The 26,546-nt window shown below is 63.4% G+C and carries 24 protein-coding genes and 1 pseudogene; 18 read left to right on the top strand and 7 right to left on the bottom strand.

Features of this window, described 5'->3' with window-relative positions:
* Positions 1–210 precede the first annotated feature (210 nt).
* Positions 211–378 (top strand): annotated as a pseudogene (locus FND50_RS37980) (transposase); the annotation flags it as partial.
* Positions 379–695: 317 nt separating this feature from the next.
* Here the strand turns inward: FND50_RS37980 and FND50_RS33565 are convergent.
* The gene (locus tag FND50_RS33565; protein WP_144288617.1) at positions 696–1,784 is read right to left on the bottom strand and encodes an acyl-CoA dehydrogenase family protein; all 1,089 of its coding nucleotides are present in this window, start codon (positions 1,782–1,784) and stop codon (positions 696–698) included.
* Entirely contained in the window at positions 1,784–2,962 is a 1,179-nt protein-coding gene (locus FND50_RS33570) for an acyl-CoA dehydrogenase family protein (RefSeq protein WP_144288618.1), read from the bottom strand. The genes FND50_RS33565 and FND50_RS33570 overlap by 1 nt, the downstream gene beginning before the upstream one ends.
* Before the next feature lie 239 nt (positions 2,963–3,201).
* Here FND50_RS33570 and FND50_RS33575 point away from each other — a divergent pair, with 239 nt between their 5' ends.
* From FND50_RS33575 to FND50_RS33630, 10 genes are all read left to right on the top strand, one after another.
* Positions 3,202–3,969 carry an IclR family transcriptional regulator gene (locus FND50_RS33575; protein WP_144288619.1) on the top strand — a complete coding sequence of 256 codons (768 nt, stop codon included), beginning with the start codon at positions 3,202–3,204 and terminating at the stop codon, positions 3,967–3,969.
* Between the two features lie 353 nt (positions 3,970–4,322).
* A complete protein-coding gene (locus FND50_RS37370; RefSeq protein ID WP_260850807.1) occupies positions 4,323–4,466 on the top strand; it encodes a hypothetical protein in 144 nt (47 codons plus the stop codon).
* A gap of 921 nt (positions 4,467–5,387) precedes the next feature.
* Positions 5,388–7,037: an NAD(P)/FAD-dependent oxidoreductase gene (locus FND50_RS33595; RefSeq protein ID WP_144288620.1), complete on the top strand. Its 1,650-nt coding sequence runs from the start codon at positions 5,388–5,390 to the stop codon at positions 7,035–7,037.
* The gene (locus tag FND50_RS33600) at positions 7,034–7,330 is read left to right on the top strand and encodes a Dabb family protein (protein ID WP_144288621.1); all 297 of its coding nucleotides are present in this window, start codon (positions 7,034–7,036) and stop codon (positions 7,328–7,330) included. Before FND50_RS33595 ends, FND50_RS33600 begins: the two co-directional genes overlap by 4 nt.
* 64 nt (positions 7,331–7,394) lie before the next feature.
* Positions 7,395–8,264: an SMP-30/gluconolactonase/LRE family protein gene (locus tag FND50_RS33605; RefSeq protein ID WP_039952557.1), complete on the top strand. Its 870-nt coding sequence runs from the start codon at positions 7,395–7,397 to the stop codon at positions 8,262–8,264.
* A gap of 269 nt (positions 8,265–8,533) precedes the next feature.
* Positions 8,534–9,982, top strand: a complete 1,449-nt coding sequence (locus FND50_RS33610; protein WP_144288622.1) for an aldehyde dehydrogenase — start codon at positions 8,534–8,536, stop codon at positions 9,980–9,982.
* A gap of 114 nt (positions 9,983–10,096) precedes the next feature.
* On the top strand, positions 10,097–11,350 hold the full coding sequence (locus FND50_RS33615) for a CaiB/BaiF CoA-transferase family protein (protein ID WP_144288623.1): 1,254 nt from the start codon (positions 10,097–10,099) through the stop codon (positions 11,348–11,350).
* A 94-nt stretch (positions 11,351–11,444) separates the two neighbouring features.
* Positions 11,445–11,600 carry a hypothetical protein gene (locus FND50_RS36395; RefSeq protein ID WP_186301189.1) on the top strand — a complete coding sequence of 52 codons (156 nt, stop codon included), beginning with the start codon at positions 11,445–11,447 and terminating at the stop codon, positions 11,598–11,600.
* Between the two features lie 415 nt (positions 11,601–12,015).
* Complete coding sequence (locus FND50_RS33620; RefSeq protein ID WP_005264727.1) at positions 12,016–12,216, top strand: 4-oxalocrotonate tautomerase family protein; 201 nt, start codon at positions 12,016–12,018, stop codon at positions 12,214–12,216.
* A gap of 331 nt (positions 12,217–12,547) precedes the next feature.
* Positions 12,548–13,348, top strand: coding sequence for a crotonase/enoyl-CoA hydratase family protein (locus tag FND50_RS33630; protein WP_007299825.1), 801 nt, complete (start codon positions 12,548–12,550; stop codon positions 13,346–13,348).
* A 91-nt stretch (positions 13,349–13,439) separates the two neighbouring features.
* Here FND50_RS33630 and FND50_RS37375 read toward each other — a convergent pair whose 3' ends face one another.
* Together FND50_RS37375 and FND50_RS33640 are read right to left on the bottom strand one after the other, a co-directional pair.
* Positions 13,440–13,949, bottom strand: a complete 510-nt coding sequence (locus FND50_RS37375) for an IS110 family transposase (RefSeq protein WP_260850808.1) — start codon at positions 13,947–13,949, stop codon at positions 13,440–13,442.
* Positions 13,950–14,003: 54 nt separating this feature from the next.
* Positions 14,004–15,365, bottom strand: a complete 1,362-nt coding sequence (locus FND50_RS33640) for a cytochrome P450 (protein WP_144288625.1) — start codon at positions 15,363–15,365, stop codon at positions 14,004–14,006.
* Positions 15,366–15,456: 91 nt separating this feature from the next.
* On the opposite strand from FND50_RS33640, the gene FND50_RS33645 reads away from it, so the two are divergent.
* Positions 15,457–16,077 (top strand): TetR/AcrR family transcriptional regulator, encoded by a 621-nt coding sequence (locus FND50_RS33645; protein WP_144288626.1) that lies wholly within the window; start codon positions 15,457–15,459, stop codon positions 16,075–16,077.
* Positions 16,078–16,489: 412 nt separating this feature from the next.
* On the opposite strand, the gene FND50_RS33650 is transcribed toward FND50_RS33645, so the two are convergent.
* Complete coding sequence (locus FND50_RS33650) at positions 16,490–17,734, bottom strand: CdaR family transcriptional regulator (RefSeq protein ID WP_065492529.1); 1,245 nt, start codon at positions 17,732–17,734, stop codon at positions 16,490–16,492.
* 133 nt (positions 17,735–17,867) lie between these two features.
* On the opposite strand from FND50_RS33650, the gene FND50_RS33655 reads away from it, so the two are divergent.
* From FND50_RS33655 to FND50_RS36400, 3 genes are all read left to right on the top strand, one after another.
* Positions 17,868–19,448 carry an aldehyde dehydrogenase family protein gene (locus FND50_RS33655; protein ID WP_144288627.1) on the top strand — a complete coding sequence of 527 codons (1,581 nt, stop codon included), beginning with the start codon at positions 17,868–17,870 and terminating at the stop codon, positions 19,446–19,448.
* Positions 19,445–20,272, top strand: a complete 828-nt coding sequence (locus FND50_RS33660; RefSeq protein WP_144288628.1) for an SDR family oxidoreductase — start codon at positions 19,445–19,447, stop codon at positions 20,270–20,272. The genes FND50_RS33655 and FND50_RS33660 overlap by 4 nt, the downstream gene beginning before the upstream one ends.
* Positions 20,273–21,124: 852 nt before the next feature.
* Positions 21,125–21,277: a hypothetical protein gene (locus FND50_RS36400; RefSeq protein ID WP_186301190.1), complete on the top strand. Its 153-nt coding sequence runs from the start codon at positions 21,125–21,127 to the stop codon at positions 21,275–21,277.
* A 602-nt stretch (positions 21,278–21,879) separates the two neighbouring features.
* Here the strand turns inward: FND50_RS36400 and FND50_RS33670 are convergent.
* Entirely contained in the window at positions 21,880–23,019 is a 1,140-nt protein-coding gene (locus FND50_RS33670) for a glutathione-independent formaldehyde dehydrogenase (protein WP_144288629.1), read from the bottom strand.
* Between the two features lie 343 nt (positions 23,020–23,362).
* On the opposite strand from FND50_RS33670, the gene FND50_RS33675 reads away from it, so the two are divergent.
* Positions 23,363–23,659, top strand: a complete 297-nt coding sequence (locus FND50_RS33675; protein ID WP_054247999.1) for a putative quinol monooxygenase — start codon at positions 23,363–23,365, stop codon at positions 23,657–23,659.
* Between the two features lie 404 nt (positions 23,660–24,063).
* Here FND50_RS33675 and FND50_RS33680 read toward each other — a convergent pair whose 3' ends face one another.
* A complete protein-coding gene (locus FND50_RS33680; protein WP_144287098.1) occupies positions 24,064–24,441 on the bottom strand; it encodes a MerR family transcriptional regulator in 378 nt (125 codons plus the stop codon).
* Between the two features lie 385 nt (positions 24,442–24,826).
* Here FND50_RS33680 and FND50_RS33685 point away from each other — a divergent pair, with 385 nt between their 5' ends.
* Both FND50_RS33685 and FND50_RS33695 read left to right on the top strand, forming a co-directional pair.
* Positions 24,827–25,021 carry a cold shock domain-containing protein gene (locus FND50_RS33685; protein ID WP_397494243.1) on the top strand — a complete coding sequence of 65 codons (195 nt, stop codon included), beginning with the start codon at positions 24,827–24,829 and terminating at the stop codon, positions 25,019–25,021.
* A gap of 565 nt (positions 25,022–25,586) precedes the next feature.
* Complete coding sequence (locus FND50_RS33695) at positions 25,587–26,501, top strand: LLM class F420-dependent oxidoreductase (protein ID WP_144288630.1); 915 nt, start codon at positions 25,587–25,589, stop codon at positions 26,499–26,501.
* Positions 26,502–26,546: the final 45 nt, after the last annotated feature.

Here is a 26,546-nt window from a genome sequence, read left to right on the forward strand (position 1 = left end):
GTCGTGTTCACATCACGTTCCACTATGACCCCCCGCGGGCTCACAGAACCGGCACGACATGTCCCCAGTACCCCGTGCGGCCGCTGACCACCACGGCCGGGCTACACCGGTGACGATCCGAACCGCCGAGCGTCACGGCTTCCGGAGATCGCGGTATGCGTGGGCTCGGGTACTGATCGTCTCGGTCAGGTCGGTGACCGTGGCCGCGGGTATCCCGTCATGTTCGTCGATGCCATCCACGTCAAGATCCGCGACGGTCAGGTCGCCAACCGGCCTATCTATGTCGCGATCGGCGTCACCACCACCGGAGAACGCGAGATCCGCCCCCGCGAGCGGGAGGTACCCCCAGGATTGTGGGCCGGCGACGGCGGCGAGGGATATGGAACGAGCACAGGTTCCTTTCCGGAGTTTCGTGCTGCTGCCTGAGGTTTTCCCACTGATCGGCGTGTCGTTGATCTTCGACGTGTAAGCCCGCTGTCGCCGTGTCCGCGGGGGTCGATGTGCAGATCCCGAAGGCGACCCCGGCACCGGGTGTGGTGACATGGTGGCGGCGATTGATGTCGCGGCTGCCGCGGTGGTGGATCGGTTCGGTGTGGGCGGAGGTGTGAGGGTGTCGGCTGTGGTCGGCTTCTGTGTTCGGCCTCGAGAAGGGAGCTGAAGGCTCGGCTGCGGAGGAGATCGTGGCGGTTCCGTTTTCATGACACGGACCTTGCGATCACGGCGTCGAGGTACCGGCTCGCGGCGTCCTCGACGCGGGCGCCCTCGGCGACCATCGGCCACGCACCGTCCATGCCGCCGAGAATGGCCGCGCGGGAGAGGAACCCCTCCCAGAACGCCGGTGACCCGAACTCGCCGCGCCACTGCAGGGCGGGAAGGGTGACCCGGTGCAGGGTGTGCTCGTGGGTGGTCCCGATCGCGCCGTGCACCTGGTGGACGTTGCGCACCGCCACGGCCAGGGCCTGCGAAACGACGCTGCGCGCGACCGCAACGCGGAACTGGGACAGCTCGCCGTCGAGGTCGTCGGTGAGGGCGTCGGCGAGCGCGGTGTCCACGGCAGCGCGGGCCAGCACGGACTCGGCGGCGATGTCGACGACGAGGTTCTGCACGGACTGGAACTTCGCCAGGGCGCGACCGAACTGGCTGCGGGCGGTGGTGTGCTCAATCGCCGAGGCGAGCATGCCGTCCATCGCGCCGACGCACTGCAGTGCGCGGGCGAGCGCGCCGCGCAGGACGTACGCCTCGACGGCCGCGGTGGATACGGGTGACCAGGAGATGCCCTCACCGACGGTGACAGAGCCGGTCGGCACTGCCGAGATGCCCTCAATGGTAGTGATCGTCAACCGGTCGGTTGGCACGTCCGCGAGCTCGTGGGTATCGCCGGCGGGGCGCACGCACACGACGGTGGCGGTGGCACCGGCCCACGGGACACCGTGCGCGGTCCCCGAGGAATCGAGCAGCGCGACGGTGGCGGTGGAGTCGGACGAGTCGTCGATCCCGGCGGCGCGCCGGAGCGGCCCGGCCAGCAGGTCAGTCTCGGCGTACGGGACGGCCACACCGGCGGCAGCCGCGGTGCGCAGGAGCGCCGCGGCTTCGGCCCAGCCGGCTCCGCTGCCCCCGGCGTCCTCGGGCGCGGTGAGCCGGGCGACGCCGACCTCCCGCAGTGTCGACCACACGGCGTCGGCGTCGGGCCGGACGTCGGGGCCGGAGAAACCGGAGACGACGTCGGAGAGCATCGCCTGCAGGTCCTCGTCGACGGAGAGGTCGACGGTCGTGGCGGTGGTCATCAGCGCATCCCCAGTCCCCGCGCGATGACGCCGCGCAGAATCTCGTTGGTGCCGCCGCGGAGCGTGAAGCCCGGGCGCTGGTGGAGGCCCGCGCGCAGCAGGCCGTGGATCTCGGCGACCGCGGCGGTGCCGTTCGTGCCGGCGAAACCGGCTGCCAGCTCGTCGCCGAGCCGGGTGGAGACGGTGTCGACGATGTCACCCTCGGCGGCGGTGCCGAGAAGCTTGACGAGGGCTGCCGGGGTGTCGGCGGGTTCACCGCGCTGCAGCGCGCCGGCGATGTTCTGGCTGAGGTTGTGCAGTCCGGCCATCCGGGCCACGGTCCGGCCGAGGTCGCTGCGCTCGGGCAGGGCTCCGGTGGAGATCGCACCGATCTCCGCGGCGAACAGGCGGAACGAGGAGAGGAACCGTTCAGGGCCGCTGCGCTCGAAGGCGAGCTCGGAGTTGACCTGTTCCCAACCGTTACCGAGGGTGCCGAAGACCATTGAGTCGGCGACGAAAACGTCCTCGAGGACGACCTCGTTGAAGTGGTGGTCCCCCGAGAGGGAGACGATCGGCCGGATGGTGACGCCCTCGCTGCGCAGGTCGACGATGAACTGACTCAGACCCGCGTGACGGTGCGAGGTGTCGAGCGGTTCGGTGCGGCACAGCGCGATGAACGCCTCCGCGTGCTGGGCCCCGGAGGTCCACACCTTGGTCCCGGTGATCCGCCAGCCGCCGTCGACCTGAACGCCCTTGGTGCGGACACTGGCCAGGTCGGAGCCGGAGTCCGGTTCGGACATGCCGATGCCGAAGCAGCACTCGCCGGCGGCAATTCGGGGCAGGTACTCGTGCTTCTGCTCCTCGGTACCGTAGCGAAGCAGGGACGGGGCGATCTGTCGGTCGGCGACCCAGTGCGCGGCGACGGGGGCGCCCACGGCGAGCAGTTCCTCGGTGACGACGAAGCGCTCGAGGTGGGTTCGGCCGCGGCCACCGAACTCCGTGGGGATCGTCATCCCGACCCAGCCGCGTTCGGCGAGGCGTCGGGTGAAGTCCTCGTCCCAGCGGGTGAGCCAGGTGTCGATCCAGGGTATGAGCCGCCCGGCGTCGACCTCCTCGGCGAGAAACGCGCGTACTTCGGCACGCAGGGCGTTCATCTCTTCGGTCGCCACCGTGGTCGGTGGCGCGAGAGTCGAACTCATGGGGCCTCCTGATGAGTCCTGCCCGGGCGGCGCCCGGGCGATCGGGGTGGACTGTGCCGCTGTTCGGGGAGTGCGCACAGTCAAATTAAGGGTCAGTCCAGACCGCGGGTCGCCCTGCCGCGGAGGATGCCCCGAATCACTTGGGAAGTGTCCCAGAAACGCCAGAGATACACAATAGCGAAGCGGACTACGTATATACGCGATCCGTTAAGCGTGGACGCCATTGCTACGCTTTCGCAATGACGGAAACTTCTCCGGCCGCCGGAGCCGTACCTTTCGAGCAGGTTCCCGAGCGTCCCCGCCATCGCATGATCGACCGGGTCGCGGCAATCCTCGAACTCGTCGCCCGCTCCGGTGCCGGTCTCACCCTCACGGCCGTGGCAAAGGCTCTCAACGCCCCAGTGAGTTCGGTGCATGGGCTGCTCAACGGTCTCGTCGCCGTCGGCTACCTCGACGAGCGCGACCGTATCTACACCCTCGGTACAGCGCCCTACCTGCTCAACGTCATCGCGGGACGCCCCCCGGTCACGTCGATAAGTCACGAACAGCTCCAGCAAGTGCACGCCGAGGCCGGACTGACCATCGCGCTGTCCACCTCGGTGGGCGACGACCTGTTCTACGTTGACCACGTCTCCTCTGAACCGGAGTACGCGTACCTGGCGGAGAATCGCCTGCGGCGCTCCCTGCTGCGCACGTCCGCGGGGTGGCTGCTACTGGCCGACCGCGAGCAGCGCGACATCTGGGCCTACCTCAACTCCCGCCCGGTGGCCGACGCCGACTACATCGAGCAGTTCCTCCACGCCCTCGAGGCACTACGGGCCACCGGCGTGTGCGCAGCCCCGGGCGTGGCTGTCGATCGCGGTGACGGCGTGTCGGTGGCCCTCCGGGAACGCGGCCGAACCATCGCCACACTCGGTGTGGTCGGCGTTCGCGAGACGATCATAGAGCGGCGCGACGAGCTCGCTAAGATCTGTCTCCGGCACGCCGAGGAGTGGGGCTTTCGCTGACCCGCCAGGCGCGCGACTCCGTGCGAATGCCGAGTGCATGAACGTTCTCACAAGATGCAGGACGAACGCGATCTCTCGTGTCAACGCCCCTGATACTTGCCGGCGCGTTTGCTCGCGAACGCCGTCAGCGCCTCATGGTGGACCTCGGTGTGATGCGCGAGCGCCCACGGAGCGGCCGACAGCTCGAGAGCAGTGACTCCAACGGCTGGTGCTGGGACTCCCACAACAGGAGAGCTTCGTGCCACTGGGGTCGTTCCCGGTGCGGCGAAGAACGCGCGGGGCGAGGCGAGCCGCAGGTTAGTCGAGCACATCAGGTTCGCTCATACCGAGGGCGATCTCACGACGTTGATGGCGTGACCAGGGGCAGGATCGACGCTGATCAGACGCGTCTCGAGCTGGAGCTGGAGCCGGAGTCGCAGGTCCGCGCGGGCGGGGATGCGGTGGTGCGCTCGCACTCCAGCGAGGTCCTGTGGGCCGACCTGGCCGGGACGTACTAGGCGCTGGGGTTCGATGAGATCGGCGATGAGACATTCAAAGTCGCTAGTGTGCCCGACTGATCGAGTTGAATAGCAAACTCGACACGACCGGGCGCTAGAAGACACCGGCGTCCAGGCACCCCCCGAAACACGATCAACGCCAACCTGCGGGGCCGTCGTTCATCGTCGCCTCCCGAACCTCCAAGGCCCCCAGGGAACTCGAGGATCACTTCGGCCGCCGCGGTAACACTATCGCCGAAGGTGACACCGCGGAGCCGACCCGCTCGATGGGCCAGGGCCCTGACCGGCGCGACCGCAGGGTGGTGTGGCATGAAAAGTGGCAGCGCGCCCAACACGACCGGAGCACCACTAACGCGCAGATCGACCGCACCCAGCGCGTAGGCGACCTGGCAGAACCACTACGAAGGTAACGATCCGTCAAGGTCACCGGACAGAGCGTCATCCTGGATGAGGCATCAATCGAGCGGGCCCGCCAGTCCGCCGGCCACAAGGGCTACGTCACCGACATCGAGCCGACCGCGATGGTCGGAAAGGCGGTCGTGGCCGCCTATCATTCTTCCGCCTGGCCAAGTCCGAACTGGAGGCCTGACCGGTCTTCCACCGCACCCGCGAGTCGATCGAGGCGTACCCCACCATCGTGCTCGCCGCTCCAGCCATCGCCCGCCCGTGCCGCGCGGCCAACGCAGCAAAACACTACTGAAGCGTCCGAATTCTACGTAGTTATGAATTGTTCTCTTTAGTTGCGGACTTGAAGCCTGAAGCCTATGGTGTACACCACATCCCAAGCGAGACTTGGTAGCAGTCACACAGGTTCCAGGTCTCGCTCCCCTCCAGCTCGTTCGGCCCTCTAATCACCTCTGATCAGAGGGCTACAGCGAGCGGCAACCCTGCCCCATCTCAGTGTTCGAAAGGTCCAAATCAATGACCGCAATCCACGCTCCAAAGAACGACCTGGCACAGTCTGCAGAAACACCTACCTATGACGTCATCGTTGTCGGTGGTGGTTTCGGTGGCATCTATCAGCTACGCCATCTTCGGGACCGCGGATTCTCTGTGATCCTCCTTGAAGCCAGTGGCGGTTTCGGCGGGGCATGGAGCCTCAATCGCTATCCGGGAGCAAGGGTGGACAGCCACGCACCGGTATATCAGTTCACTGACGAATACCTCTGGAAGGATTGGGACTTCTCGCAGATGTACCCCGATCATGAGGAAATGCGTAGCTATTTCAATTATGTTGATTCCAAACTGGACCTGAGCAAGGACAGTCGATTCAACACTAAGGTCGTGGGCGCGACGTTCGACGAAGAGCAGCGGATGTGGAACCTCGAAACACAGGACGGAGCCACTTTCCGGGCAAGGTTTGTGGTGTTCGCTACAGGGTCGACCACGGAACCCTACACACCATCCATCCCAGATATGGATGCGTACCAAGGAGAACTGGTTCATACCGCCCGCTGGCGTTCCGATCTGGACATGACGGGAAAGCGCGTCGCGATTATCGGAACTGGCGCAAGCGCTGTTCAGGTAGTGCAGGAAGCAGGCCCAGTAGTCGAAAACCTCACGGTTTTCCAGCGCACTCCGAATATTTCGTTGCCTATGCAACAGAAGTACTTGGATGATGAGGAACAAGCTGTCCTCAAGAGCAGAATGCCCGATGTTGCCGCGAAATGTCGCGAAACCCACGCAGCGATCGACTACGACTTTGACCCCCGGAGCGGTGTCGAAACCCCAGAGGACGAGCGCAATGCTGTCTTTGAGCGCCTATGGAATCAGGGCGGATTCGCATTCTGGCTGGGAAATTTCTCGGACTATCTATTCAATGACGAAACAAATGCGCTGGCATATGAGTTCTGGAAGAACAAGATCAAGCCCCAGATCAAAGACCCAGTCAAAGCAGAGCTGTTGGTCCCCGAAATCGCCCCTCATCCCTTCGGAGCCAAGCGGCCGGCCCTCCATCAAAACTATTATGAGGTGATGAATCAGACGAACGTCTCTCTTGTCTCCACCAAAGAGACACCGATCGTCGGATTCACCGAAACTGGGATTCGCACAGCCGACGGAGTCGAGCACGGCGAGTTTGACATTATCGTTCTCGCCACAGGCTTCAACAACAACACCGGCGCACTAACCTCGATCGACGTTCAGAACGCGAATGGCGTCACTTTACGTGACAAATGGAGCCAGGGCGTAGACGCGTACCTCGGAGCAGTCACAGCCGGGTTCCCGAACGCCATTTTCGTCTACGGCCCCCAGAGTCCTGCTGCCTTTGCGAACGGGTCCACGAACGCCGAGCTTCAGGGCGAGGTCATGGTCGACTTTTTCGAATTTCTTCGGTCAAACGGACTCACCCGTTTCGAATCGACAGTTGAAGCGGACAAAGCTTGGACCGCGCACATCAACGAGACCGACGACACGGCGCTATTCAATCGGGCGAAGTCTTGGTATAACGGGGGCAACATTCCGGGCAAGAAAATGCAGATGCTGCAGTATCTAAACGGCGTGCCGACATACTTGCAGTTCTGGCAGAAGGAAAAGGAGTCCGGATATACCGATGGGCTGACCGTGTCATGACTTTTCATCACTTGGTCGCTATATCATGGGCCCGGTCGATCGATGACTCGAATATATCGGCTTTCGCAATTGCGCTTGATCAGCTGTCCGCCGAATGTACAGAACTGCTACATGCCTACGCTCATGGAAGAGACATCAGTTCGCGCGACGTGAGCAGCGACTACGGGATTTCCGCTGCGTTTCATGATCCAACAGGCTATGCCGAGTACGACGTGCATCCTGCTCATATTCGCGCAAAGGAGCTGCTCTCCAAGTTCGCGGCGAAATACACCGTAGTGCAATTTGAGGCGTGACTAGCGCCTAGGATGCGTTAACTCGAAGCTGCAATCGCCATATCTACCACCGAAAGGGCAGGCAATGAAGAACCATTCACTGCAGACAATATCCAGTGGGCATGGCTACCTCGAAGCACCACGCTGGCACGATGGTCGACTATGGGCCAGCGACTTTTTTGGCAAGCACGTCCTTCATTTCGAAGAGGACGGCAGCCACACTGCATTCGCGACGCTCGAAGAGTCACCGTCTGGGCTCGGTTTCCTACAGGATGGATCGGTCTTAGTGGTCCTCTTGGATCCGACGAAGAAGAAGGTTGTGCGCATCGCGTCCGACGGATCCGTCAGCGAGTACGCCGATATCGCGCATATCGCCCGCGGAATGGCAAACGACATGCTGGTATCGCCGTCCGGACATGCCTACATTGGTAACTTTGGCTTTGACCTCGGGGCTGAGGATCCGAAGGCAACAACTTTGGCCCACGTAACACCCGAGGGCAACGTAAGCAGAGTTGAAGGCGATGCGATATTCCCGAACGGAGCTGCTCTCAGTGCGGATGGTCGAACTTTGCTCCTCGCGGAGACTTTCGGTCACCGGATTGATGCTTTTGACGTAAACGCCGATGGTTCCTTGACTAATTTCCGAGTGTGGGCACAACTCGACGAGAGCATGCACCCTGACGGGATTGCACTGGACACCGAAGGTGGCGTCTGGTTCGGCAATGGCCTGACCAACGGTCCGGAGAGCGGCTTCTATCGCGTTGAGGAGAGCGGCGAGATCACCGATTCCGTTCTCGTGCCTGACGCCTGGGCTGTTGCTTGCACGTTCGGCGGATCAGACCTGGATGTGCTGTACATGTTTTGCAATGCGACCACTCTCGAGCAATTCGGTGAAGGTAAGTCACAAGGCACCGTCCGCACCGCGCAGGTGAATCGACGTGGCGTCGCACAGTAGGCCGGCCTGATCTCCCTAGATGTGGGCCGTCCGTACGGAGTTCGATCGGGCCCGAGACGGCCCGATCGGTACTCCGTCCGTATGGAGTTCGATCGGGCCCGAGACGGCCCGATCGGTACGGTGCCGAGCAGTCATCTAGTCATTCGCTTCAACTGTAGACGCTCCAGCGCTTTGCCCTTCGTTTGGCTGCGGCAGCGTATTGACCGTAATCGTCTTTCGTAAGCAACCTTGGAAGACAAGGTATATGACCACTTTAGAGAGGTTACATTATGCCCCCAGCCGGTGGCGCCGACCGCAGACAGTTTTATATTAACGGTCAGTGGCGAGAGGCTGTCGACCCAGAATTATTTACTATTGCAGAAGCAGCAACCGAGCGGCCGCTGGGCGTTGCCGCAATGGGTGGTCCTTCGCAGATTGACGAAGCTGTTTCGGCCGCGCGCGCGGCACTCGACAACGGCCCCTGGGGGCGTTCCACCCCGCACGAACGGGCCGAGACTATGCGGCGGTTCGCCGATAGCCTCGAGCGCCGAGGAGAATCCACCGCGCGCTTGGTCAGTCAGCAGAATGGCATGATTAGGCCTTTATCGATTATCAGTAACGCTGCGGCTCCGGTAGCGATACTGCGTTCAATGGCTGAGCTCGCCGAGGCACGGACTTTTGAGACCCGCCGCCCCAGCAAGAAGGGGCACACCATTGTGCGGCAAGAGCCAGTCGGTGTTGTTGGTGCAATCGTTGCGTGGAACTATCCTCAGTTGCTGGCTATGGCCAAGATTGCTCCTGCTCTCGCCGCTGGGTGCACTATCGTTTTGAAACCAGCCCCCGAAACTGCGCTTGACGCCTACGTGCTCGGGGAAGCAGCGGAAGATGCAGGTCTGCCGCCTGGAGTCCTCAACATTGTTGCTGGTGGCGTTCGCGCGGGCGAGGCCCTTGTGGCCCATCCGGGTGTGGACAAGATTGCATTTACCGGGTCAACGGCTGCAGGGCAGGCGATAGGCGAGGCGGCAGGCCGGTCCCTCAAGAGGGTATCGCTCGAGCTCGGTGGCAAGTCGGCGGCCGTTGTGCTCCCTGATGCGGATCTGGATGTCTTCGCTAGGAGCCTGGACGACGCTGTGTTCAAGAACGGGGGGCAGACGTGCACCACAAACTCCCGTATCTTGGTTCCCCATGGTCGTTCCCAGGAAGTTCTAGATGTCCTGGCTGCCTATGTGGATGATCTGGCGATGGGGGACCCGCTTGACGACGCGGTCACTTTGGGCCCGATGGTGAGCGATCAACACCGAGAGCGAGTTAGAAACTATATCCGGCTTGGGGAGTCTGAGGGATTCCAGCTTGTCCGTGGCGGCGCCGAGCCGCCTAATGGCCTAACGCGCGGGTGGTTTGTTTCGCCTACTATTTTTGGAGGCGTGGACAATAACAGTCGACTGGCGCAGGAGGAGATATTCGGTCCTGTCATCTCCGTTATCCCGTACGAGTCCGAGGATGAGGCCGTTCGTATCGCAAATGACACCGTCTTCGGTTTGGGCGGGGTCGTCTTTACTGAGGATCACGAGCATGGCCTAGATATCGCGTCACGTATCAGGTCTGGCACAATGGGGATCAATTATTTTTCGATAGACATGGGCTCCCCCTTCGGTGGCGTGAAGCACAGCGGAATTGGGCGAGAATTCGGCCCTGAGGCTCTGGATTACTATCTTGAATACAGGTCCATCTATGTCTAGTCGCCTCGGAGCCTTCCGACCCCACTCCCTGTTCAATTGGATGCCTAGAGGCTTCATGATTTACCTTCCCCCTCGGCCGGCCCGACCCTTCAATACCCACCAGAATGAGCAGCCATGACCAACTCGACAGTCAACGCCCTTTCGGCCGACGCCTGGGACGCCTCTTCCAATTCAGCCGCGCTGCCTCCGCGGACTGGCGCGCTCACAGACATTCGCGTCGTCGACCTGTCGCGGGTGCTCGCCGGACCACTGTGCGGGCAGATGCTCGCTGACCACGGTGCGGACGTAACGAAAGTAGAGCCACCAGCCGGCGACGAAACCCGCGGTTGGGGCCCGCCGTTCGTCAGAGAAGACCACAGCACGTACTTCGACGGGCTCAACCGCAACAAGCGCAATATCAGCATCGACCTACGAATCGAAGAAGGACAGCAACTCCTGCGCCGAATGCTCGCCGAGGCCGACGTCGTGATCGAGAATTTCAAGGCCGGGACGCTCGAGAAGTGGGGCCTGGGCGACGAAGTACTCGCCGCGGAGTTCCCGCGCCTCGTACACTGCCGGATCACCGGGTACGGTACCGACGGGCCGCTTGGTGGCGCGCCCGGGTACGACGCAGTGCTTCAGGCACTGTCCGGGCTGATGAGTATCAACGGCGAAGCTGACGGCGAGGCGATGCGGATCGGGATCCCGCTGGTGGATATCATCACCGGCCTCAATGCGATGAACGGCATCCTCATGGCGCTGCACGTGCGGCGCGAGACCGGGCGCGGGCAGCTTGTCGACCTCGCGCTGCTCGACAGCGCGGTGTCGATCCTGCACCCACACGCCGGCAAATGGTTCGCTACCGGCGTCGCGCCGGAACGCACCGGCGTCGCCCATCCCACCATCTGTCCTTACGAGACGTTCATCTGCAGTGACGGACCGTTCTTCATTGGTGCCGGCAACGACCGGCAGTTCCGGTCGCTCGCCAACGCGTTGGACGCGCCCGGGCTCGCCGAGGACCCACGGTTCACGACGAATACCGATCGTATGGCGAACGCAGTACAGCTGCGCAAGGTCCTCGGCGGACTCATCGGCGGTTGGCAGCGCGAGGCCCTGGCCGCCGCACTTCGACTGGCCGGTGTTCCCTCGGGGGCCGTGAACAACGTCGGGGAGGCCCTCAACCTTCCGCAGGTGCGGCACCGAAAGATGGTGATCGAATGCGACGGGTACCGAGGCGTCGGCGTACCAGTAAAGCTGTCCGAGTCCCCCGGTTCGGTGCGATTCGGCCCTCGCCACCGCGGCGCCGACACCGACGCTGTTCTCGCCGAGCTCGGACTTTCCGAGAACGAGGTTGCGCGTCTACGCGGCTCCGGGGTATTGCCGGAGTAGCGGGGCCGCAACACCCGTGAATTCCGTCATTCGGGAGCGTTCCGAGGACGGCATACCGATTGCAGCACAGTGGATACGACTCGGGAGGCTCGAAGTGGCGGTCGGAGGCCGGTTCCAGCAGCACATGCTTCTCCGTGAGACGAACCTGCCCGAGCCCGTCGACTCGCAGAAGTCGCGCCGTCGGCCACCCCTCCCGCAGCGCTTCGGCGTCGTCGCGCAGTGCGGCGGGGCCGTCGAGGCCACTACGTAAAGCCGCGGCCAGTCGCGATCGAGTTCGATCATAGATTCACGCCCAATCTCGTAATGGTGCTTCACAATTGCTCAGACAACTCAGTTTCGTACCGCGCGCTTCAGCCCATCAACTCTGAAAGCCCCGGAGGGCTCGCCTTCCAGGCACCGTACTACCGACGCGTCATCAACGCGGTTATTCCACAGATGATCTTATCTACAATGAAGAATGGCTATCTGAAACTTACTTGACTGCAAGCTAAGTGACACGACACACCAACCTTTTATCATCATATTCGTTGCACCCCAACCTTTTTAATCGATACTCAAGGCTGTTACCCTTGGCCGTGGCACGGTTCCCGCCGATCAACTGATCTCGATTAGCGAAGTGGTTTGTCGAGTGCCTTTCCCCAACAAAAACCCTCAAGGAGCACGCTATGCCGCTGTTGCATGTGACCCAGACCCCCGGCCAATCTGCCGAAGCGAAGCGTGAGCTATTGAAAAAGCTGACCGCTGCATACGTGGACGCGACAGGAGCGAAACCGGCAAGTGTCTGGGTGACGATCGAAGAAGTGTCGAAGGACGATTGGGCCATCGGCGGTGAGACTCTGACTGAACGAGCCTCGAAGCCGGCCTGACCGACTTTCGGCGAGCGACTCCGACTTCTCGTTCGGGCACCTCGGTCGCGCGAGAGGCCGGAACCCACCCTCGGTTCTCACTGAACGTCGGCGCCCCCGATCAACTGGACGTGGTGCCCTCCGCTCAGCTGCTGAGCGGGGGGCACCACGTCGAGAAACTCGTCGATGCCATCAAATGTTGCGGAAACGGCGTAGTCGGCGTTGCCGCCCTTGATTCCGAGATCTCGGCCGCGCCGATACTGAACAACCTGCGGACTGCAGCCGAAGTCGGGACCGACAACTATAAGTCAGTCATCGTGACTGATTGACCCTCACACAAGGAGCAACTTTCATGGATGATCCCGTTCTCGTCCAGCGCGACGGTGTTATCGAGACCTGGACAATCAATCTGCCCGAAGAACGCAACCCGATCTCCGGCGAGGACGTGATCGACGCGCTCGTAGCCTGCGTGGCCGCTGTCAATGCCAGCCATGAGACCAGAGCAGTCATCGTGACGGGCGCCGGTTCCGCGTTCTCGGCCGGCGGTAACGTGAAGGACATGGCGGAAGGCCGCGGGCTCTTCGGAGGCAAGCCTCACCAGCAGCGCGAGGGGTATCGGAAGGGAATTCAACGTATACCTCGGGCTATGTACAACTGCGACGTCCCCCTGATTGCGGCGGTGAACGGCCCCGCAGTGGGCGCCGGCTGCGATCTCGCGCTCATGTGTGACATGCGGATCGCCTCCGACACGGCCTTCTTCGCAGAAAGCTTCGTCAAGCTGGGCATTATTCCCGGCGACGGTGGAGCGTGGTTGCTGCCACGCGCGATCGGCGCGGCCCGCGCTGCCGAGATGACGTTGACCGGGGACCGCGTCGACGCGGCGACTGCACTGGAATGGGGGCTGGTCTCCCGGGTCGTCGCCCCGGAGCAGCTGCTCGACGAGGCGCGCGGGCTGGCGGAGCGCGTAGCAGTCAATCCGCCGAACTCGGTGCGGATGGCAAAGAAGCTTTTGCGTGAATCCCAGCATCTGAGTCTCGATAGTTTGCTCGAGTTGTCCGCTGCCATGCAAGCGCTGTCCCATCACACCGCCGACCACCGGGAGGCCGTCAGCGCGTTCTTGGAGAAGCGTCCGGGTTCCTTCACAGGTGAGTAGCACCTGCATCGCTCGAGGCTGGGTCGGTATCACCGGAGAATGACCGCCCAGCCGCCCGCGAGCTCAGTATGAGAACCACAAACGAGCAGATCTATCGAGGTTGCCAGGCCGGCTCCCGTCTCCCAGAGCACCTCGTGTTTGAGTGGCATCCCGACTTGATGGGCGAGAAGTTGGCGGCGGCCGGGTCGCCGAAGGCCCGCCACACCCAGGTGCGGCACACCGTCAGGGAAGTGACTGGTCCGGTGTGCGGGGTGTCAGCCTGCCGCGCAGGGCGATAGAGCCGCCCCCGAGCGTCCTCCCGGGTCTGCCGCCAACTCTGTCGCCGAGTCGCGGAGAAGCTGCCGATAGGCGACGTCCGAGAGCTGCCTCTTCCAGCAGCGCAACGCTTCCCTGTGACTCTTTGCGGCGGCGCGTTTCCGTTGGGTGATAACGCGCGGCCGGGTGTGTCTCGACCGATCTGTGTAGTAGCCATGGAGTGCAGGGCGCAGTTCAGTTGCCGGTCTCCGGCGCGGGAAAGACGGTGGCGGACGACGTCGCCGGAGAACCCCTCGATCGGGGCGGTGCCGGTGTAGCTGGCGAACGTGGCGGCCTGCCAACACAAGGGCTCGGACTCCCAGCTAAAGCTAAAGGGTCCGCCAGACCACCCCAGTTTGCCTCAAGAAGTAGCGAGCAAACGCAGGTCGACAGGTTGTCCGTCTGAGGGGAACGGCAAGGACGTGAAGTTGAGTGGGGCGACGTAGTCGGCGTCGACGTGCCAGTCGAAGCGCAGGAGGAGGTGGTGCATGATTGCTTTGATCTCGGCGCCGGCGAAGTGCATTCCGAGGCATTTGTGCACGCCACCACCGAAGGGCTCCCAGGCATATCGGTGCACCTTGTCTTCACGTCGATGCTCCGCGAAGCGTTCGGGATCGAAACGCTCGGGTTCGGGCCAGTACTGCGACATGTGGTGGGTGAAATGTGGCACCACCGCCGCGTAGGTTCCCGCAGGCACGAAGTGCCCTTGCACCTGGGTGTCGTGAACCGCTCGGCGCGCCATGACCGGCACCGGAGAGACGATCCGGAGGCATTCCTTCATGACCAGATCGAGGCTGTCCAGTCCGTCGAGATCGGCATAACTCGGCGCCGGGGTCTCCAACGCGAGCGACTCCGCCCGGCATCTGTCCTGCCACTGCGGGTGTTGACCCAGGTACTGCATCATCGTGGAGATGGTGATCGTGGAGGTGTCGTGCGCGGCCATCAGGAGGAAGATCATGTGATCGACCACCTCGTCGTCGCTGAAGCGTTGTCCTGCTTCGGATTCGATATGACAGAGCACGGAGAACAGGTCGTCCGTTTCGTGTGATCGACGCGCCGGTAGGTATTGCCGGAAGAAGTCTTCCAGGACTCGGCGTCCGTCTAGTCCTCGCTTCCACCTGGTCCCCGGGACCGGATAGCGGACCACCGAGGTTGCCGCCTGCACGCAATCGACGAAAGCCTTTTTCACCGAGGAAATCTCGCTCTCGGTAGACCCTTCCGCGCCACCCATGAAAATGTCGGTGGCGAGATCGAGAGTGAGCGTCTTGAGCGCCGTGTAGGCGCGGAATCCGTCGGCGGGAGTCCAGGCGTCGAGCGCCGAATCGATCGCCGGGTTGAGAACGTCGACGGTATTCTCGAGGCGCGATCGGGTGAAGGCTTGCTGCATGATTCGACGGTGTCGTAGATGTTCTTCCGAATCGAGAAGCATGAGGCCACCGTGAAAGAACGGGCCGATCAGCACCGACCAGCCGTCACCGTTGACGAATGCCCGATCTTTGTTCTGCAGCACTTCCTGGCATGCGTCGGGTCCGAGGACTGCGACCCAACGCCGACCGACCATCGAGAACCAGGAGACCTCGCCGTAACGGTCCCAATGCTTTTGCATCAATGCGAGTGGATCTCGGATGTATTCGAGTACGTGCCCGACGCCGGGCAGCCCCGATCGCCCCGAGACCGGTTGCAACTGCGACTGTGCGGGTGGAACGGCCAGGATCTTGGACATGACGAACCTCAACTCCCGTCTCATCTGACAGCGCGTCCTGTCAGATGAGCGTAGTCTGCGACATCGAGATCACGTCTGTCAATATCGATCCATGACTCCCCCTACGCCCCGTCGATACGCTGGCCTGAGCGGCGACCAACGTGCAGCACTGCGCCGCGAGTGTTTGCTCGAGGCGGGATTGGACGTGTTTGCGGCCACAGGTAAGGGCGGCGCCACCATGACCGCCATCTGCGCGCACGCCAAGTTGACGGAGCGATACTTCTACGAAAGTTTCACCAGCAGAGACGAACTCTTACAGAATGTCCTGGACGGCATCGCCGACGAGGTCCGTCAGGCCGGACTGGATGCGCTTCGAGCGAGCACCGGGACGATCGAACAACGCGTACGAAATGCCATCGCGTCGTTCGTCACCATCCTCACCGAAGATCCACGCAAGGGACGTGTTGCGATGATCGAATCCGCCGCGTCCGAACCTCTGCGCACCCACCGACGCGCAGCACTGCGGGGCTTCGCTCAGATGGTGGCGGACGAAGCCACGCGCATGTACGGAGACCGAGCGTGGTCACCACATCAAGGTGAGATCAACGGACTGCTGTTTGTGGGCGGCTTGGCCGAGCTGGTCACCGCATGGTTGAACGACGAGATCTCCATCATGCCCGACGAGATCGTCGATGCGGCAACATATCAATTCACCTCCACTGCACACCGATGAGGGGCGCGGTGCTTGGGCTCGTAATGTTGGCGACGGGACACGGACGCGTTGTTCGAGATCGTCGATATGAACGGCTCACGATCGGGTGGGTAACCTAGGCCTTGGCGACAAGTTGCCAGCACGACTCGGCAGTCAGATCCGGATCGAAAAAGATTCCCGACTGGACTACGCCACCGATGGGTGACGGTACCCACATTGATGTCATGGGGGCCAGTTCGTCGGCCAGAGCGAGCGACAGATTGCGCAATCCGGCTTCACCTATCGAGGCAGACGCCCTCGATACACAGGAAAGTCAAGGTCCTGACGCTGCGACGAAATGCTGTACACGGGGCTACCCAACACTTGCACTATGCGGCATCGATCAGTGTGTAGGTCCAGCGCTTGGGGCGCACTCGCCGACGGAGGCGCCTTTTCACTCCTTCAGAACGACCGGACCGTAGGTGTCGGCGTATTCGAGCGCGAGTTCCAGCTTCAGCCTGTTCGGTCCGACGGGGCGGCCGAGCAACTCCTCGGCGCGCTGGATGCGGTAACGCACGGTGTTCTTATGCACGCCGAGCGCCCGAGCGGCCGCGTCCGGACTGCGGTTCACGGTCAAATAGCCGCGCAGCGTGCGGCGCAGCATCGCGGAGGCTGCATCGGTACCGTCTAGGCCGCGCAGTTCACGGGAAACCAGCGCCCTCGCCGCGTCGGGATGGCCGTCGAGCAGGTGGACAATTTCGACGTCCGCATAGCAAATGAGGCGAGTCTCGGCCGGTCGAGATTCCGAGATATGTTGAGCAGCAATAGCTTCGGTGTGACTCTGCCGGAATCCCCGAATTCCCTTGCCCGGGTTACCAATCGCAATCCGGATCCCGCCCGGGATATCCGGACCGATGTCCAATGCGGTGAGATCCGGCTCGACTTCCGCCGCCAGCCATGCCCAGAGCCCTCGCGATCCGGACGGCACAGTAAGCATTTGCCGAGCCCCGATCGTGGCCGCAACTGCACGGGCGGCGGAGTCCAGAACGCCGATCCCGTCCTCGGCCTGATCCGACAGTGTGTCCTCGAGCCACAGCACAAGTGCGGTGTTATGCCCGAGCAAGGGGTAATTCAAACGATTCGAGGCGGCCACGGTATCGGCGATCTCGCCTCGGATGATCGCCTGCACCGTTTCTGCCTGCCGGGCGAACGCGCCGCTCAATCCCCGCTCTCGTTCCTCGCTGTAGGTATCCGCGAGTACCTCCAATGAGACGTTGAGCCAGTGATTCGCCCGCTCCAGTAGCCGAATCAGGACTTTTGGTTCCAATACCGGGTCGGTGATGCGCTCACTTGCTGTTTCCGCGGCGAATCTCAGCAGAGCTTTCTGGCCGACTCGGTAGATCTGCATCAATACCCTCAGATGCAGGCCCCGTCGGGCGATTGTGCGTGCGAGACCATGTGCCGCGGGTGGGAGGTCCACCTCTGCGGAGTCTCCGGTGAGCCAGACCAGCAGTGCGCGCCCTTGGTCACGGGTGCTGGCATCGAGGTCCCGTCGCAATTCTCGGTCCGCGGAAACCTCGGGAACCTCGGCCACAATCACGGCGTCGAACCTCGCGACGAGACCATCCAGGGTGCCGGGCACCAGCGCCTCCGCAGCGAACTCCCGGAGCCAGGCAAGCACCATGTCGTCAGCGGACACGTCGATACCTCCTTCTAATTGGACCCAGAACACAAATGACGAGGGCCCAATTGGCTGATTTCGCTAAGAAACGTGCGGATCGGTTGTGCAATTCTAATAGGAAGTGTCGTGCATCATAGGAGGCGGGGTTCACATGAGATCCGGAAGCAAGGCGCACACGAGGTGCGACGACATCGACGTGCACTGCCCCGCCGACGGCCGCCTCGTCGCGCGTGTACCGGACGAGAGTTCCGAAGCAGTGACCGATACCGTCCGTCGACTGCGCGCCCACCAACCCGAGTGGGAAGCGCTGGGGCCGAAAGGAAGGGCCACGTGGCTGCGGAAGCTGCGGGACTGGCTTCTCGACAATGAGCGCCACCTCATCGACGTGCTGCGGTCCGAGACCGGGAAGCCACGCGCCGAAGCAGCCATCGAGCCTGCGCTCGCGTGCGACCTGATCAACTACTTCGCCGACAACGCCGGCAAGTTTCTCGCCGACGAGCGGGTGAAACCGCACGGGCCGCTGTCGATGACAAAGCGACTGATCAAGACCGTCCGCCCCTACCCGGTGGTCGGTGTGATCACCCCGTGGAACTTCCCGCTCGCGATGCCGGCGATGGACATCATACCGGCGCTGCTCGCTGGTGCGGCGGTGCTGCTCAAGCCGTCTGAGGTAACGCCGTTGTCAGCCGTCGAACTAGCTCGGGGATGGTCGGAAATCGGTGCACCCCTGGTCTTCTCGGTACTCACCGGCCGCGGCGACACAGGTGCAGCGGTAGTGGATTCGGTGGACTTCGTGCAGTTCACCGGCTCCACCCCGACCGGTCGAGCGATCGCCGTGCGGGCCGCAGAGCGGCTGGTGCCATGCAGTCTCGAACTCGGCGGCAAAGATCCGGCCATCGTGCTGGCGGATGCGGACCTGGACCGCGCGGCAGCCGGAATCGCTTGGGGCGGACTGTTCAACGCCGGACAGGTGTGCGTGTCGATCGAACGCGTTTACGTCGAGGCGCCCGTGTACGACGAATTCGTCGCGCGACTGGTGGCACTCGTCGGCTCGCTCCGACAGGGTGACGACGGCGACGGGTACCGGATCGATGTCGGTGCGATGGCTACACAGGCCCAGCGTGACCTCGTTGCCCGACACGTCGCCGACGCTGTGGACGGCGGCGCCACGGCGCTGACCGGCGGCAAGGCCGGGAGCGCTGGCACCTTCTTCGAGCCGACGGTCCTCGTCGACGTGGACCATTCGATGGCCTGTATCCGGGAGGAGACGTTCGGGCCCACGATCCCGGTGGTGAAGGTCGCCGACGCCGACGAAGCCGCGCGCCTGGCCAACGATTCCGAGTACGGCCTGTCCGCGACGGTGTGGTGCGGAGATCGGGCCCGCGGCGAGGCGATCGCGCGCCGGCTCGAAGCCGGCGCGGTGAACATCAACGACGCCTTCTCCAACCTGTTCGCGCTGGGGTTACCGCACGGGGGATGGAAGCAGTCTGGTCTCGGCGCGCGATTCGGTGGTGAATATGGAATTCGGAAGTACACCCGGCAGCAGGCGATCACGGTGCCGCGCGGACCCGCAATGAAGCGGGAGTTGCTCTGGTATCCGTACGCACCCGGCCGCGGTCGTTTCGTCGGCCGGGTGCTGCGCGCCCTCGTCGCGCGCGACCCGCGCCGCCGCCTGTCCGTGACAAGCCGCTCGAATCCCTGTAACGACGACAGAAGGACAGAAGGAAAATGACACAATCTCTGCACGGTCGCGTCATCGCGATCACCGGCGGTGCCCGCGGAATCGGGTTCGCGACCGCCACGGCCCTGACCAGGCTCGGCGCGAAGGTGGCGATCGGGGACATCGACGAGGTCGAGCTGAAGGAGTCCGCGACCGAACTCGGCCTGGTCAGCTACCGGAAGCTCGACGTGACGGACGCCGAATCGTTCGAGGTCTTCCTCGACGACGTGGAAGCAACGCTCGGACCTATCGACGTGCTCGTAAACAACGCCGGCATCATGCCCGCCGGCCGAATCGCGGACGAGCCCGATGCGGTCACCCGCCGGATCCTCGATATCAATGTCCTCGGGGTGATCACCGGTTCCAAACTGGCTGTTCGGCGAATGCTGCCGCGAGGCCGTGGGCACGTGGTCAACATCGCCTCACTCGCAGGCGAAATCTACACACCAGGGCTGGCCACCTACTGCGCCAGCAAATATGCCGTCGTCGGCTTCACGGACGCGGCCCGGGTGGAGCACCGCGGAACGGGAATCGAGTTTTCCGCGGTGCTCCCGTCTTTCGTCAACACCGAGCTGACTGCCGGCACCAAGGGGCTCCCTGGACTCAAGAACGCCGAGCCGGAGGACATTGCGCGTGCCATCGTGGCATTGATCGAATGCCCCAAACCGAAGGTGCGGGTGACCAAGCTCGTCGGTGCCCTCGCCGCGAGTCAGAAGTTCTTCCCTCGTCGGATCAGCGAAGCGCTCACCCGTGCGCTCCACACGGACAGAGTGTTTCTGGAAGACGTCGACATCACTGCCAGGCAGGCCTACGAAGAGCGGGCTCGTCACAGCTGAGCAGACTTTCGGATGCAGGTCATGCAGGTCACGAAGCCCCGGCCATGGGACGGCTATCGGGTGTTGGGTGTCTCATCCTTCGTCGTCGACGGCCGGGGCGGCCTGGGAAGCCTTGCAGTAGCTCCGAATCAGTTAGGAGATGCACACCACGGAGGCGGCGATGAACGCTGTCTTGGAGGGATAGTTGGCGAAGAAGAGGACGACCGGTCCGGAGCCGCCCGGGCGATCGCCCTCGACACCAACCCGTCTACGTGCGCGTCAACAGCTTCGGCACCGGACGCTCACACCGAGACGTGTCACCTTTCCTGGTCAGCACGCTCTCCGAGAGCACGGTTTCTGCCGTCCATCCACCCGATCGCATGACCACACGGAGCGCTGAGATCTTTGGGGAGGCCGGCCTCCTTCCGGATCGACAGCAAACCGGCGGCGCAGCGCTGCGTCGTCGGCGCGCAGCGCCTCCCGGACGGGGTTCAGATGTGCTCGCTCAGTGCCCAGGACGAACGGCGAGAACGTTCCCGTGCGATCCGTTCGACTCGTGGCGACGCCGCGACTCTCCGGCGCCTCCAGCGCGCTTCCCTGCCGTTCGCGCAGACTTGCGTGACCTACATAACAAGCGGCCGAAGCGGACTTCGCAAATCTGCCGAGCGGACGCTGACCGGGCGGTGAGCGACACAAGACCCTCGCGGGTTCCGTGTGCCGGCGAGGGTCTTGCAGAACCAGTGTGGTCCTGGCGAACTCGTCACGCAACTGTCGTACCGACAAAGGATCAAGGGCGAAGGCCCTGGGACCAAGGAGCGTCAAGAATGGGGGATCAGGGAGTTTGCTTCGGAGATCGACGCGCACGGACAGTCCATGCGTGAACTCCGGGTGTCCATCAACACCCTCGACACCAGTTCGAATGACGAGTTCTTCGCCGGCTACGTCCGCAATTCACTACGAGCCGATGCTCGCGTGGCGCAGCAGCACGCGGGCACCACACCTGCGCACGTCCTCGACTTCCCCTAGCCGCCCCGGGCCCCTCGCGCCGCATCAGCACAGACCGCGCTGAGCAACGACGACGCACGTAACCGGCCACCGCGGCAGCGCGACACCGACCAGATGAGGGCCGCGGGCATCGACGAAGAAGTCGCCACTCGCATGCGCGCCGACCTCGACCAGGCCAGACACCCGGTCGAATCGGTGGCTGGCACGGGCAGCCATCCCAAGGCCCGCAAGGACCGGGCCAGACGTGGTAAGTCTGCCGAGCGGACGATGACGGCCGGTAGGCATGAACCGACTGAGCTGACGCAGCTCACACCGACACGAAGCGGGGGAACCCTGACGATCCACCCCCGCTTCTGCTCAATGGCGCCCGTTTCGACCTGTAACCGGCGGCCGCGAACGCCCGCTCCAGATCGTTCGGGGTGTTCCAATTGACACCCCGAAAGCAAAATCATCACCGGACGGGTCTCATGCCGAGCTGGCGGTTATGCAAAGAGGTCGGCGAGTTCCGGTCAGCGGCGGGCTTTCGAGACGCGCCGGTGCGGGTTCGGCATTCGGGACGCCCGCCGAGGGAAAACCGGCAGTCCGAAGGCAACCTCGGCAGCACCCGCATGAGCAGACGGGCCTCACGGATGAAGTACGACCTTGGTCCATCCGTCGTCGCGGGCATCGAAATGCTGGTAACCGGACTCGGCCTCGGCGAGTGGCAGTTCGTGGGAGACGATCCAGGACGGCTTGGCACGGCCCTGATGGATCAGGTCGCGCAGTTGCCGGTTGTAGTGCTTGACGTTGGCCTGCCCGGTCCCGACCTTCTGCCCCTTGAACCAGAATTTGCCCATGTCGAAGGCGATCTTGCCGTTGCGTTCGAGTTCGTCGGGGCCGTTTCGGTCCTGGGGCAGGAAGATGCCGACCACGCCGATGTGGCCGGTGAAGCGCACCGAGTCGACGAGCCGGTTCATCGTCATCGCGGCGTCCTCGTGACCCTGCGGGTCGTGCGCCTGATAGCCGACGCACTCACAACCCTTGTCGGCACCCTGCCCGCGGGTCTGTTCCAGGACCTGCTCGACCGGGTCGCCCTTCGAATCGTCGATCGGAATGACGCCGATCTCCTCGGCGAGCCCGAGCCGGTCCGGATGCCGGTCGACGATCATCACCTTGCTCGCACCCTGGATCATCGCCGAATACGCCGCCATCAACCCGACCGGTCCGGCCCCGTACACCACCATCGAATCGCCGGGCCGCATGTCCGCGAGGCGGGTGCAGTGCCAGCCGGTGGGAAAGATGTCGGAGAGCATCACGTAGTCGGTTTCCTTGTCCTGGGCATCCTCGGGCAACCGCAGACAATTGAAGTCGCCGAACGGCACCCGCAGATATTCCGCCTGCCCGCCCCAGAACGGGCCCATCCCGGCGAACCCGTATGCGGCGCCGGCCATCTTCGGATCCGGGTGCACCGTCAGGCAGAACGCGGTCAACCCTTCCTCGCAGTTTCGGCAGAAACCGCAGCCGATGTTGAACGGCAGGCACACCCGATCCCCGGGTGAGACCTTGACCACCGCATTGCCCACCTCGGCGACGATCCCCAAGTTTTCGTGACCGAGGACCATCCCGGGCTCCAGATCGGTGCGGCCCTCATACATGTGGAGATCCGACCCGCAAATATTGGTGCTGGTGATCTTTACCAGCACATCGGTCGGCTGCTCAATCCTGGCATCGGGCATATCCTTCACATGAACCTCACGTGGCCCGTCGTACACAAGCGCTTTCATCTCGACTCCCTGATGCTGCGTTTCCGGTTGATCCCGGCCCGGCGACCACAGGCGATTACATGTGAGCGACCGAATGAATCGTGCCGCTGGGGCAGACGCGACAGCGCACGGAACTGAAAACAACACCAAAACGTTGGCACACCACCATGTTTCGCGTCACAGCCGACAACAGCGGGCGCATTCAGGCGTCGCATTCCATCCACCATGGAGTCTCCTCTTTCGGCTCCACCATTGCTAGGGGTGAGAGCGGTTTCCTTGATTCGTGGGCTCGGGGCTCCTTCCCTTCACCGGTCGATGGTGTGATGCTGGACCATGTCCACCACCCTCGAACAGGAGACCCGACATGGCCACCAAGGCGCTGCTGGTCCGACTCGAAGCCAAACCCGGCAAGGAAAACGCGGTCGAGGAATTCCTCCGATCGGCGCTGCCACTCGTCGAACAGGAGCCCGGCACGAAGCCCTGGTTGGCGGTACGGTTCGGCCCCTCGACGTTCGGCATCATCGACGCCTTCCCCGACGAGGCCGCCCGCGAAACACATCTCAATGGGCCGGTCGGCAAGGCCCTCGGCGAACGCGCCGACGAACTCTTCGCTGCGCCGCCCGAAATCAGCAACCTCGACGTGCTCGCCGACAAGCTCTGAGCCGCCGACTGGAAACAGCCCGCCCGCAAGCTCGACAGAACCGACATCACCCTCGCGACCGCGAACCTTGACACGTGAGTCCGCCGAACCTGTCGAATCTTGGTACACAACGACGAGGCGAGCGCGCAGCCTGACACGTCACCGGGCCCCCACCACACTCCACCGAACTCGGGACATCCTCCCCGACCACCATGCTCACCTGGGCCAAAGAAACTCAATCGGCGACGGTGCCCAACAGCCGGCCGTGACGCGTCCGGTGACCGATGGTTTAGCGGGACCGCACGCCGACGCCTCGCATGGTGTGGTCCGGGCTGATGCGGACAGCCCGTTCTCGCAGAGGCCCGAGGTGAGGTCGCCGAGCGGATAGGCGGCTTCCGCGGAATGGATCTCGGGGCGGCGGCGTGTCAGCCGGATGCGGGGCCGGGCTGATCGGACTTGGGGCGGCGGGTGTGCTGGAGTTCAGCGTTGATGCGTCGAGCCTCGGCGAGTTGGTCTTCGAGGATGATGATGCGGCACGCGGAATCGAGTGCGGTGCCCTGGTCGATCAGTTCGCGGGCTCGGGCGGCGAGACGGAGCTGGTATCGGGAGTAGCGGCGGTGACCGCCCTCCGAGCGCCCGGGGGTGAGCAGCTTCGCGGCGTCGAGGCTGCGCAGGAATGCCTGTGTCACGCCGAGGATCTCGGCGGCGTGACCCATGCTGTAGGCCGGGTAGTCCTCGTCGTCGAACTTCCCGGCCGGGTCACGGCCGGGCGAATCTTTCTGAATGGGGGTGACACCTTTCAACGGACAGGGCCCCCGGCGCCATGAGGCACCGGGGGCCGGAGCGGTTTCACTTCCTTGTTCACTGCACTTCTTCCGGCTGTCGGGCCTTCGTGCTGCCCGGCCGCCGCCGGACGTGCCCGGGGCCTTACACACTCACATCAACCCTTACCCGGCACATCCTGGTCTTGCGGTACTTCTCTGCGGGCAGTTCATTCTCTCCCGCACCTCGTGAACTCTTTCCTTGCGACGAGAGGAACTCTACAACAGCGACCCCTCAATGTCTACAGTCACCACTACAGAAATCCTGGAGCGGTTGACTAGGGGTTTCACACCCGGCAGCCGACTTTTCTGTCCACGTCGGCGGCCGCTCGCTCGACGGACCGGCTCTCCTTGATCGAGAACGGGAATTCGATATGAGTGCCCGGATCGACTTCAGGGAGTATCGGCATGGCGCAGGGGCATTGCGACGTGGTTCAACGGCGAGAAGGGCTTCGGTTTCATCGCGCCCGACGACGGAACTCCGGACGTCCTCGTGCATTGCGCGGAAATCTCGGGCACACGACCTCAACTTTCTGCCGGCCGTGCCGTCTCGAGCACCTGATCGACGAGGACCTCCGCATCCACCAGCCAGCATGCGCGCAACGGACCTGGTGCCACCAGTTCATGTACCTCGGGTCCGCGACGATGGCACCGGGACGATCACCACCACTGACGGTGAATCGCTGACCGGTCTGTTCTTCGGACCATCCTTCTTCGCTACCCACATCCTCGCCTTCGAACGCAACGTCGTGAGCTCTCGACGGCTTCTGATCCCTGACCGGCGCCGTGACCTTCCAGGGCAAGATCGGACTCATCGGCGTACCCGCCGACCCTGAATCGGCGAGGGGCCGGCGGCGGGGTCGATCACGTGGGTGGCCTCCGCGGCGATGATGACGATCCTCCGGGAGCTGCAGAGGGGGTCCGTCAGATCCTGGGTGAGGTCTGCCCTGGTGTGAACTCAGGCTCCTGTTGTGTACTGGAGCAACGGTGATGTGGATGTGATGCCGCTTCGAGCAGCCAGGCCCACCCAGCGAGTCCGGGCGTGACCGGAACCAGGTCGCCGACCCAGGCCACCCCACCGACCACTGATCCCGTTGGATAAGCGACCCGACGAATGGAGAACCGACATGTCCGAAGATAGCAGTGTGCCCCCGACCGGAAGGGACACCGACCGCGTGCGGATCGGTGCGGTCTACCCGCAAACCGAGCTCGGCGGGAACCCCCATGCTGTGCGGCGATTCGGCACAGCAGTCGAGGATCTGGGTTTCGACTACCTACTCGCCTACGACCACGTCCTGGGCGCCGTACACGCCGACCGGACACCGCCCCTGACAGGGCCCTACACCGAACACGACCCGTTTCACGACCCCTTCGTCATGTTCGCCTTCCTGGCTGGGATCACCGAGCGGATCGGTTTCTCCACCGGCGTGCTGATCCTGCCGCAACGCCAAACCGCCCTGGTGGCGCGGCAAGCCGCCGACGTCGATCTACTCTCCGGGGGCCGGTTGCGGCTCGGTGTCGGTGTCGGCTGGAGCCCCGTCGAATATGAAGCCCTCGGCCAGAACTTCCGCACCCGGGGAGCCAGGCAAGAGGAACAGATCCAGCTGCTACGCCAGCTGTTCACCGAACCGGTCGTCGAGTTCTCCGGCCGCTTCGACCGAGTCGATCGCGCCGCCCTCACACCCCAACCGAGCCGGGCCATCCCGATCTGGCTCGGCGGCGCCACAAAGGCAGCGCTCGAACGCGCCGCCCGCCTCGCAGACGGTTTCATATTCTTCGGAGCGACCGGGATCGACACCGCTGTTGAATCCTGGCAAGGGCTGCGCGAACGCGTGCATGCAGTGGGCCGGCCGGTCGAGGATTTCGGCGCGGAATACGTCGTGCTCAGCCAGGGTGCCGACGCCGTCAGCACCGAGATCGCGGCCTGGCGCGCAGCGGGCGGCACCCACGCCGCCGTAGCGACGATGGGCTTTGGCCTCAACACCGTCGAAGCGCACATCGACTACCTCACCACGATCGCGGACACGTTGAACCTCACCTGACATCCGCAGACACGTCACCCCTGCGCCAGACCGACCTGCTCGGGC

The sequence above is a fragment of the Rhodococcus sp. WB9 genome, assembly GCF_007558985.1.
Classification (GTDB): Bacteria; Actinomycetota; Actinomycetes; order Mycobacteriales; family Mycobacteriaceae; genus Rhodococcus_F; species Rhodococcus_F opacus.

Excerpts from the sequence above, each read along its gene's own strand:
- FND50_RS33570 (WP_144288618.1), bottom strand. The coding sequence starts at position 2,962 with ATGAGTTCGACTCTCGCGCCACCGACCACGGTGGCGACCGAAGAGATG.
- FND50_RS36400 (WP_186301190.1), top strand. The coding sequence starts at position 21,125 with ATGCGTGAACTCCGGGTGTCCATCAACACCCTCGACACCAGTTCGAAT.
- FND50_RS33575 (WP_144288619.1), top strand. The coding sequence starts at position 3,202 with ATGACGGAAACTTCTCCGGCCGCCGGAGCCGTACCTTTCGAGCAGGTT.
- FND50_RS33675 (WP_054247999.1), top strand. The coding sequence starts at position 23,363 with ATGGCCACCAAGGCGCTGCTGGTCCGACTCGAAGCCAAACCCGGCAAG.
- FND50_RS33655 (WP_144288627.1), top strand. The coding sequence starts at position 17,868 with ATGAGATCCGGAAGCAAGGCGCACACGAGGTGCGACGACATCGACGTG.
- FND50_RS33620 (WP_005264727.1), top strand. The coding sequence starts at position 12,016 with ATGCCGCTGTTGCATGTGACCCAGACCCCCGGCCAATCTGCCGAAGCG.
- FND50_RS33660 (WP_144288628.1), top strand. The coding sequence starts at position 19,445 with ATGACACAATCTCTGCACGGTCGCGTCATCGCGATCACCGGCGGTGCC.
- FND50_RS33600 (WP_144288621.1), top strand. The coding sequence starts at position 7,034 with ATGACTTTTCATCACTTGGTCGCTATATCATGGGCCCGGTCGATCGAT.
- FND50_RS33645 (WP_144288626.1), top strand. The coding sequence starts at position 15,457 with ATGACTCCCCCTACGCCCCGTCGATACGCTGGCCTGAGCGGCGACCAA.
- FND50_RS33595 (WP_144288620.1), top strand. The coding sequence starts at position 5,388 with ATGACCGCAATCCACGCTCCAAAGAACGACCTGGCACAGTCTGCAGAA.
- FND50_RS33695 (WP_144288630.1), top strand. The coding sequence starts at position 25,587 with ATGTCCGAAGATAGCAGTGTGCCCCCGACCGGAAGGGACACCGACCGC.
- FND50_RS33630 (WP_007299825.1), top strand. The coding sequence starts at position 12,548 with ATGGATGATCCCGTTCTCGTCCAGCGCGACGGTGTTATCGAGACCTGG.
- FND50_RS33615 (WP_144288623.1), top strand. The coding sequence starts at position 10,097 with ATGACCAACTCGACAGTCAACGCCCTTTCGGCCGACGCCTGGGACGCC.
- FND50_RS33640 (WP_144288625.1), bottom strand. The coding sequence starts at position 15,365 with ATGTCCAAGATCCTGGCCGTTCCACCCGCACAGTCGCAGTTGCAACCG.
- FND50_RS33605 (WP_039952557.1), top strand. The coding sequence starts at position 7,395 with ATGAAGAACCATTCACTGCAGACAATATCCAGTGGGCATGGCTACCTC.
- FND50_RS33670 (WP_144288629.1), bottom strand. The coding sequence starts at position 23,019 with ATGAAAGCGCTTGTGTACGACGGGCCACGTGAGGTTCATGTGAAGGAT.
- FND50_RS33565 (WP_144288617.1), bottom strand. The coding sequence starts at position 1,784 with ATGACCACCGCCACGACCGTCGACCTCTCCGTCGACGAGGACCTGCAG.
- FND50_RS33610 (WP_144288622.1), top strand. The coding sequence starts at position 8,534 with ATGCCCCCAGCCGGTGGCGCCGACCGCAGACAGTTTTATATTAACGGT.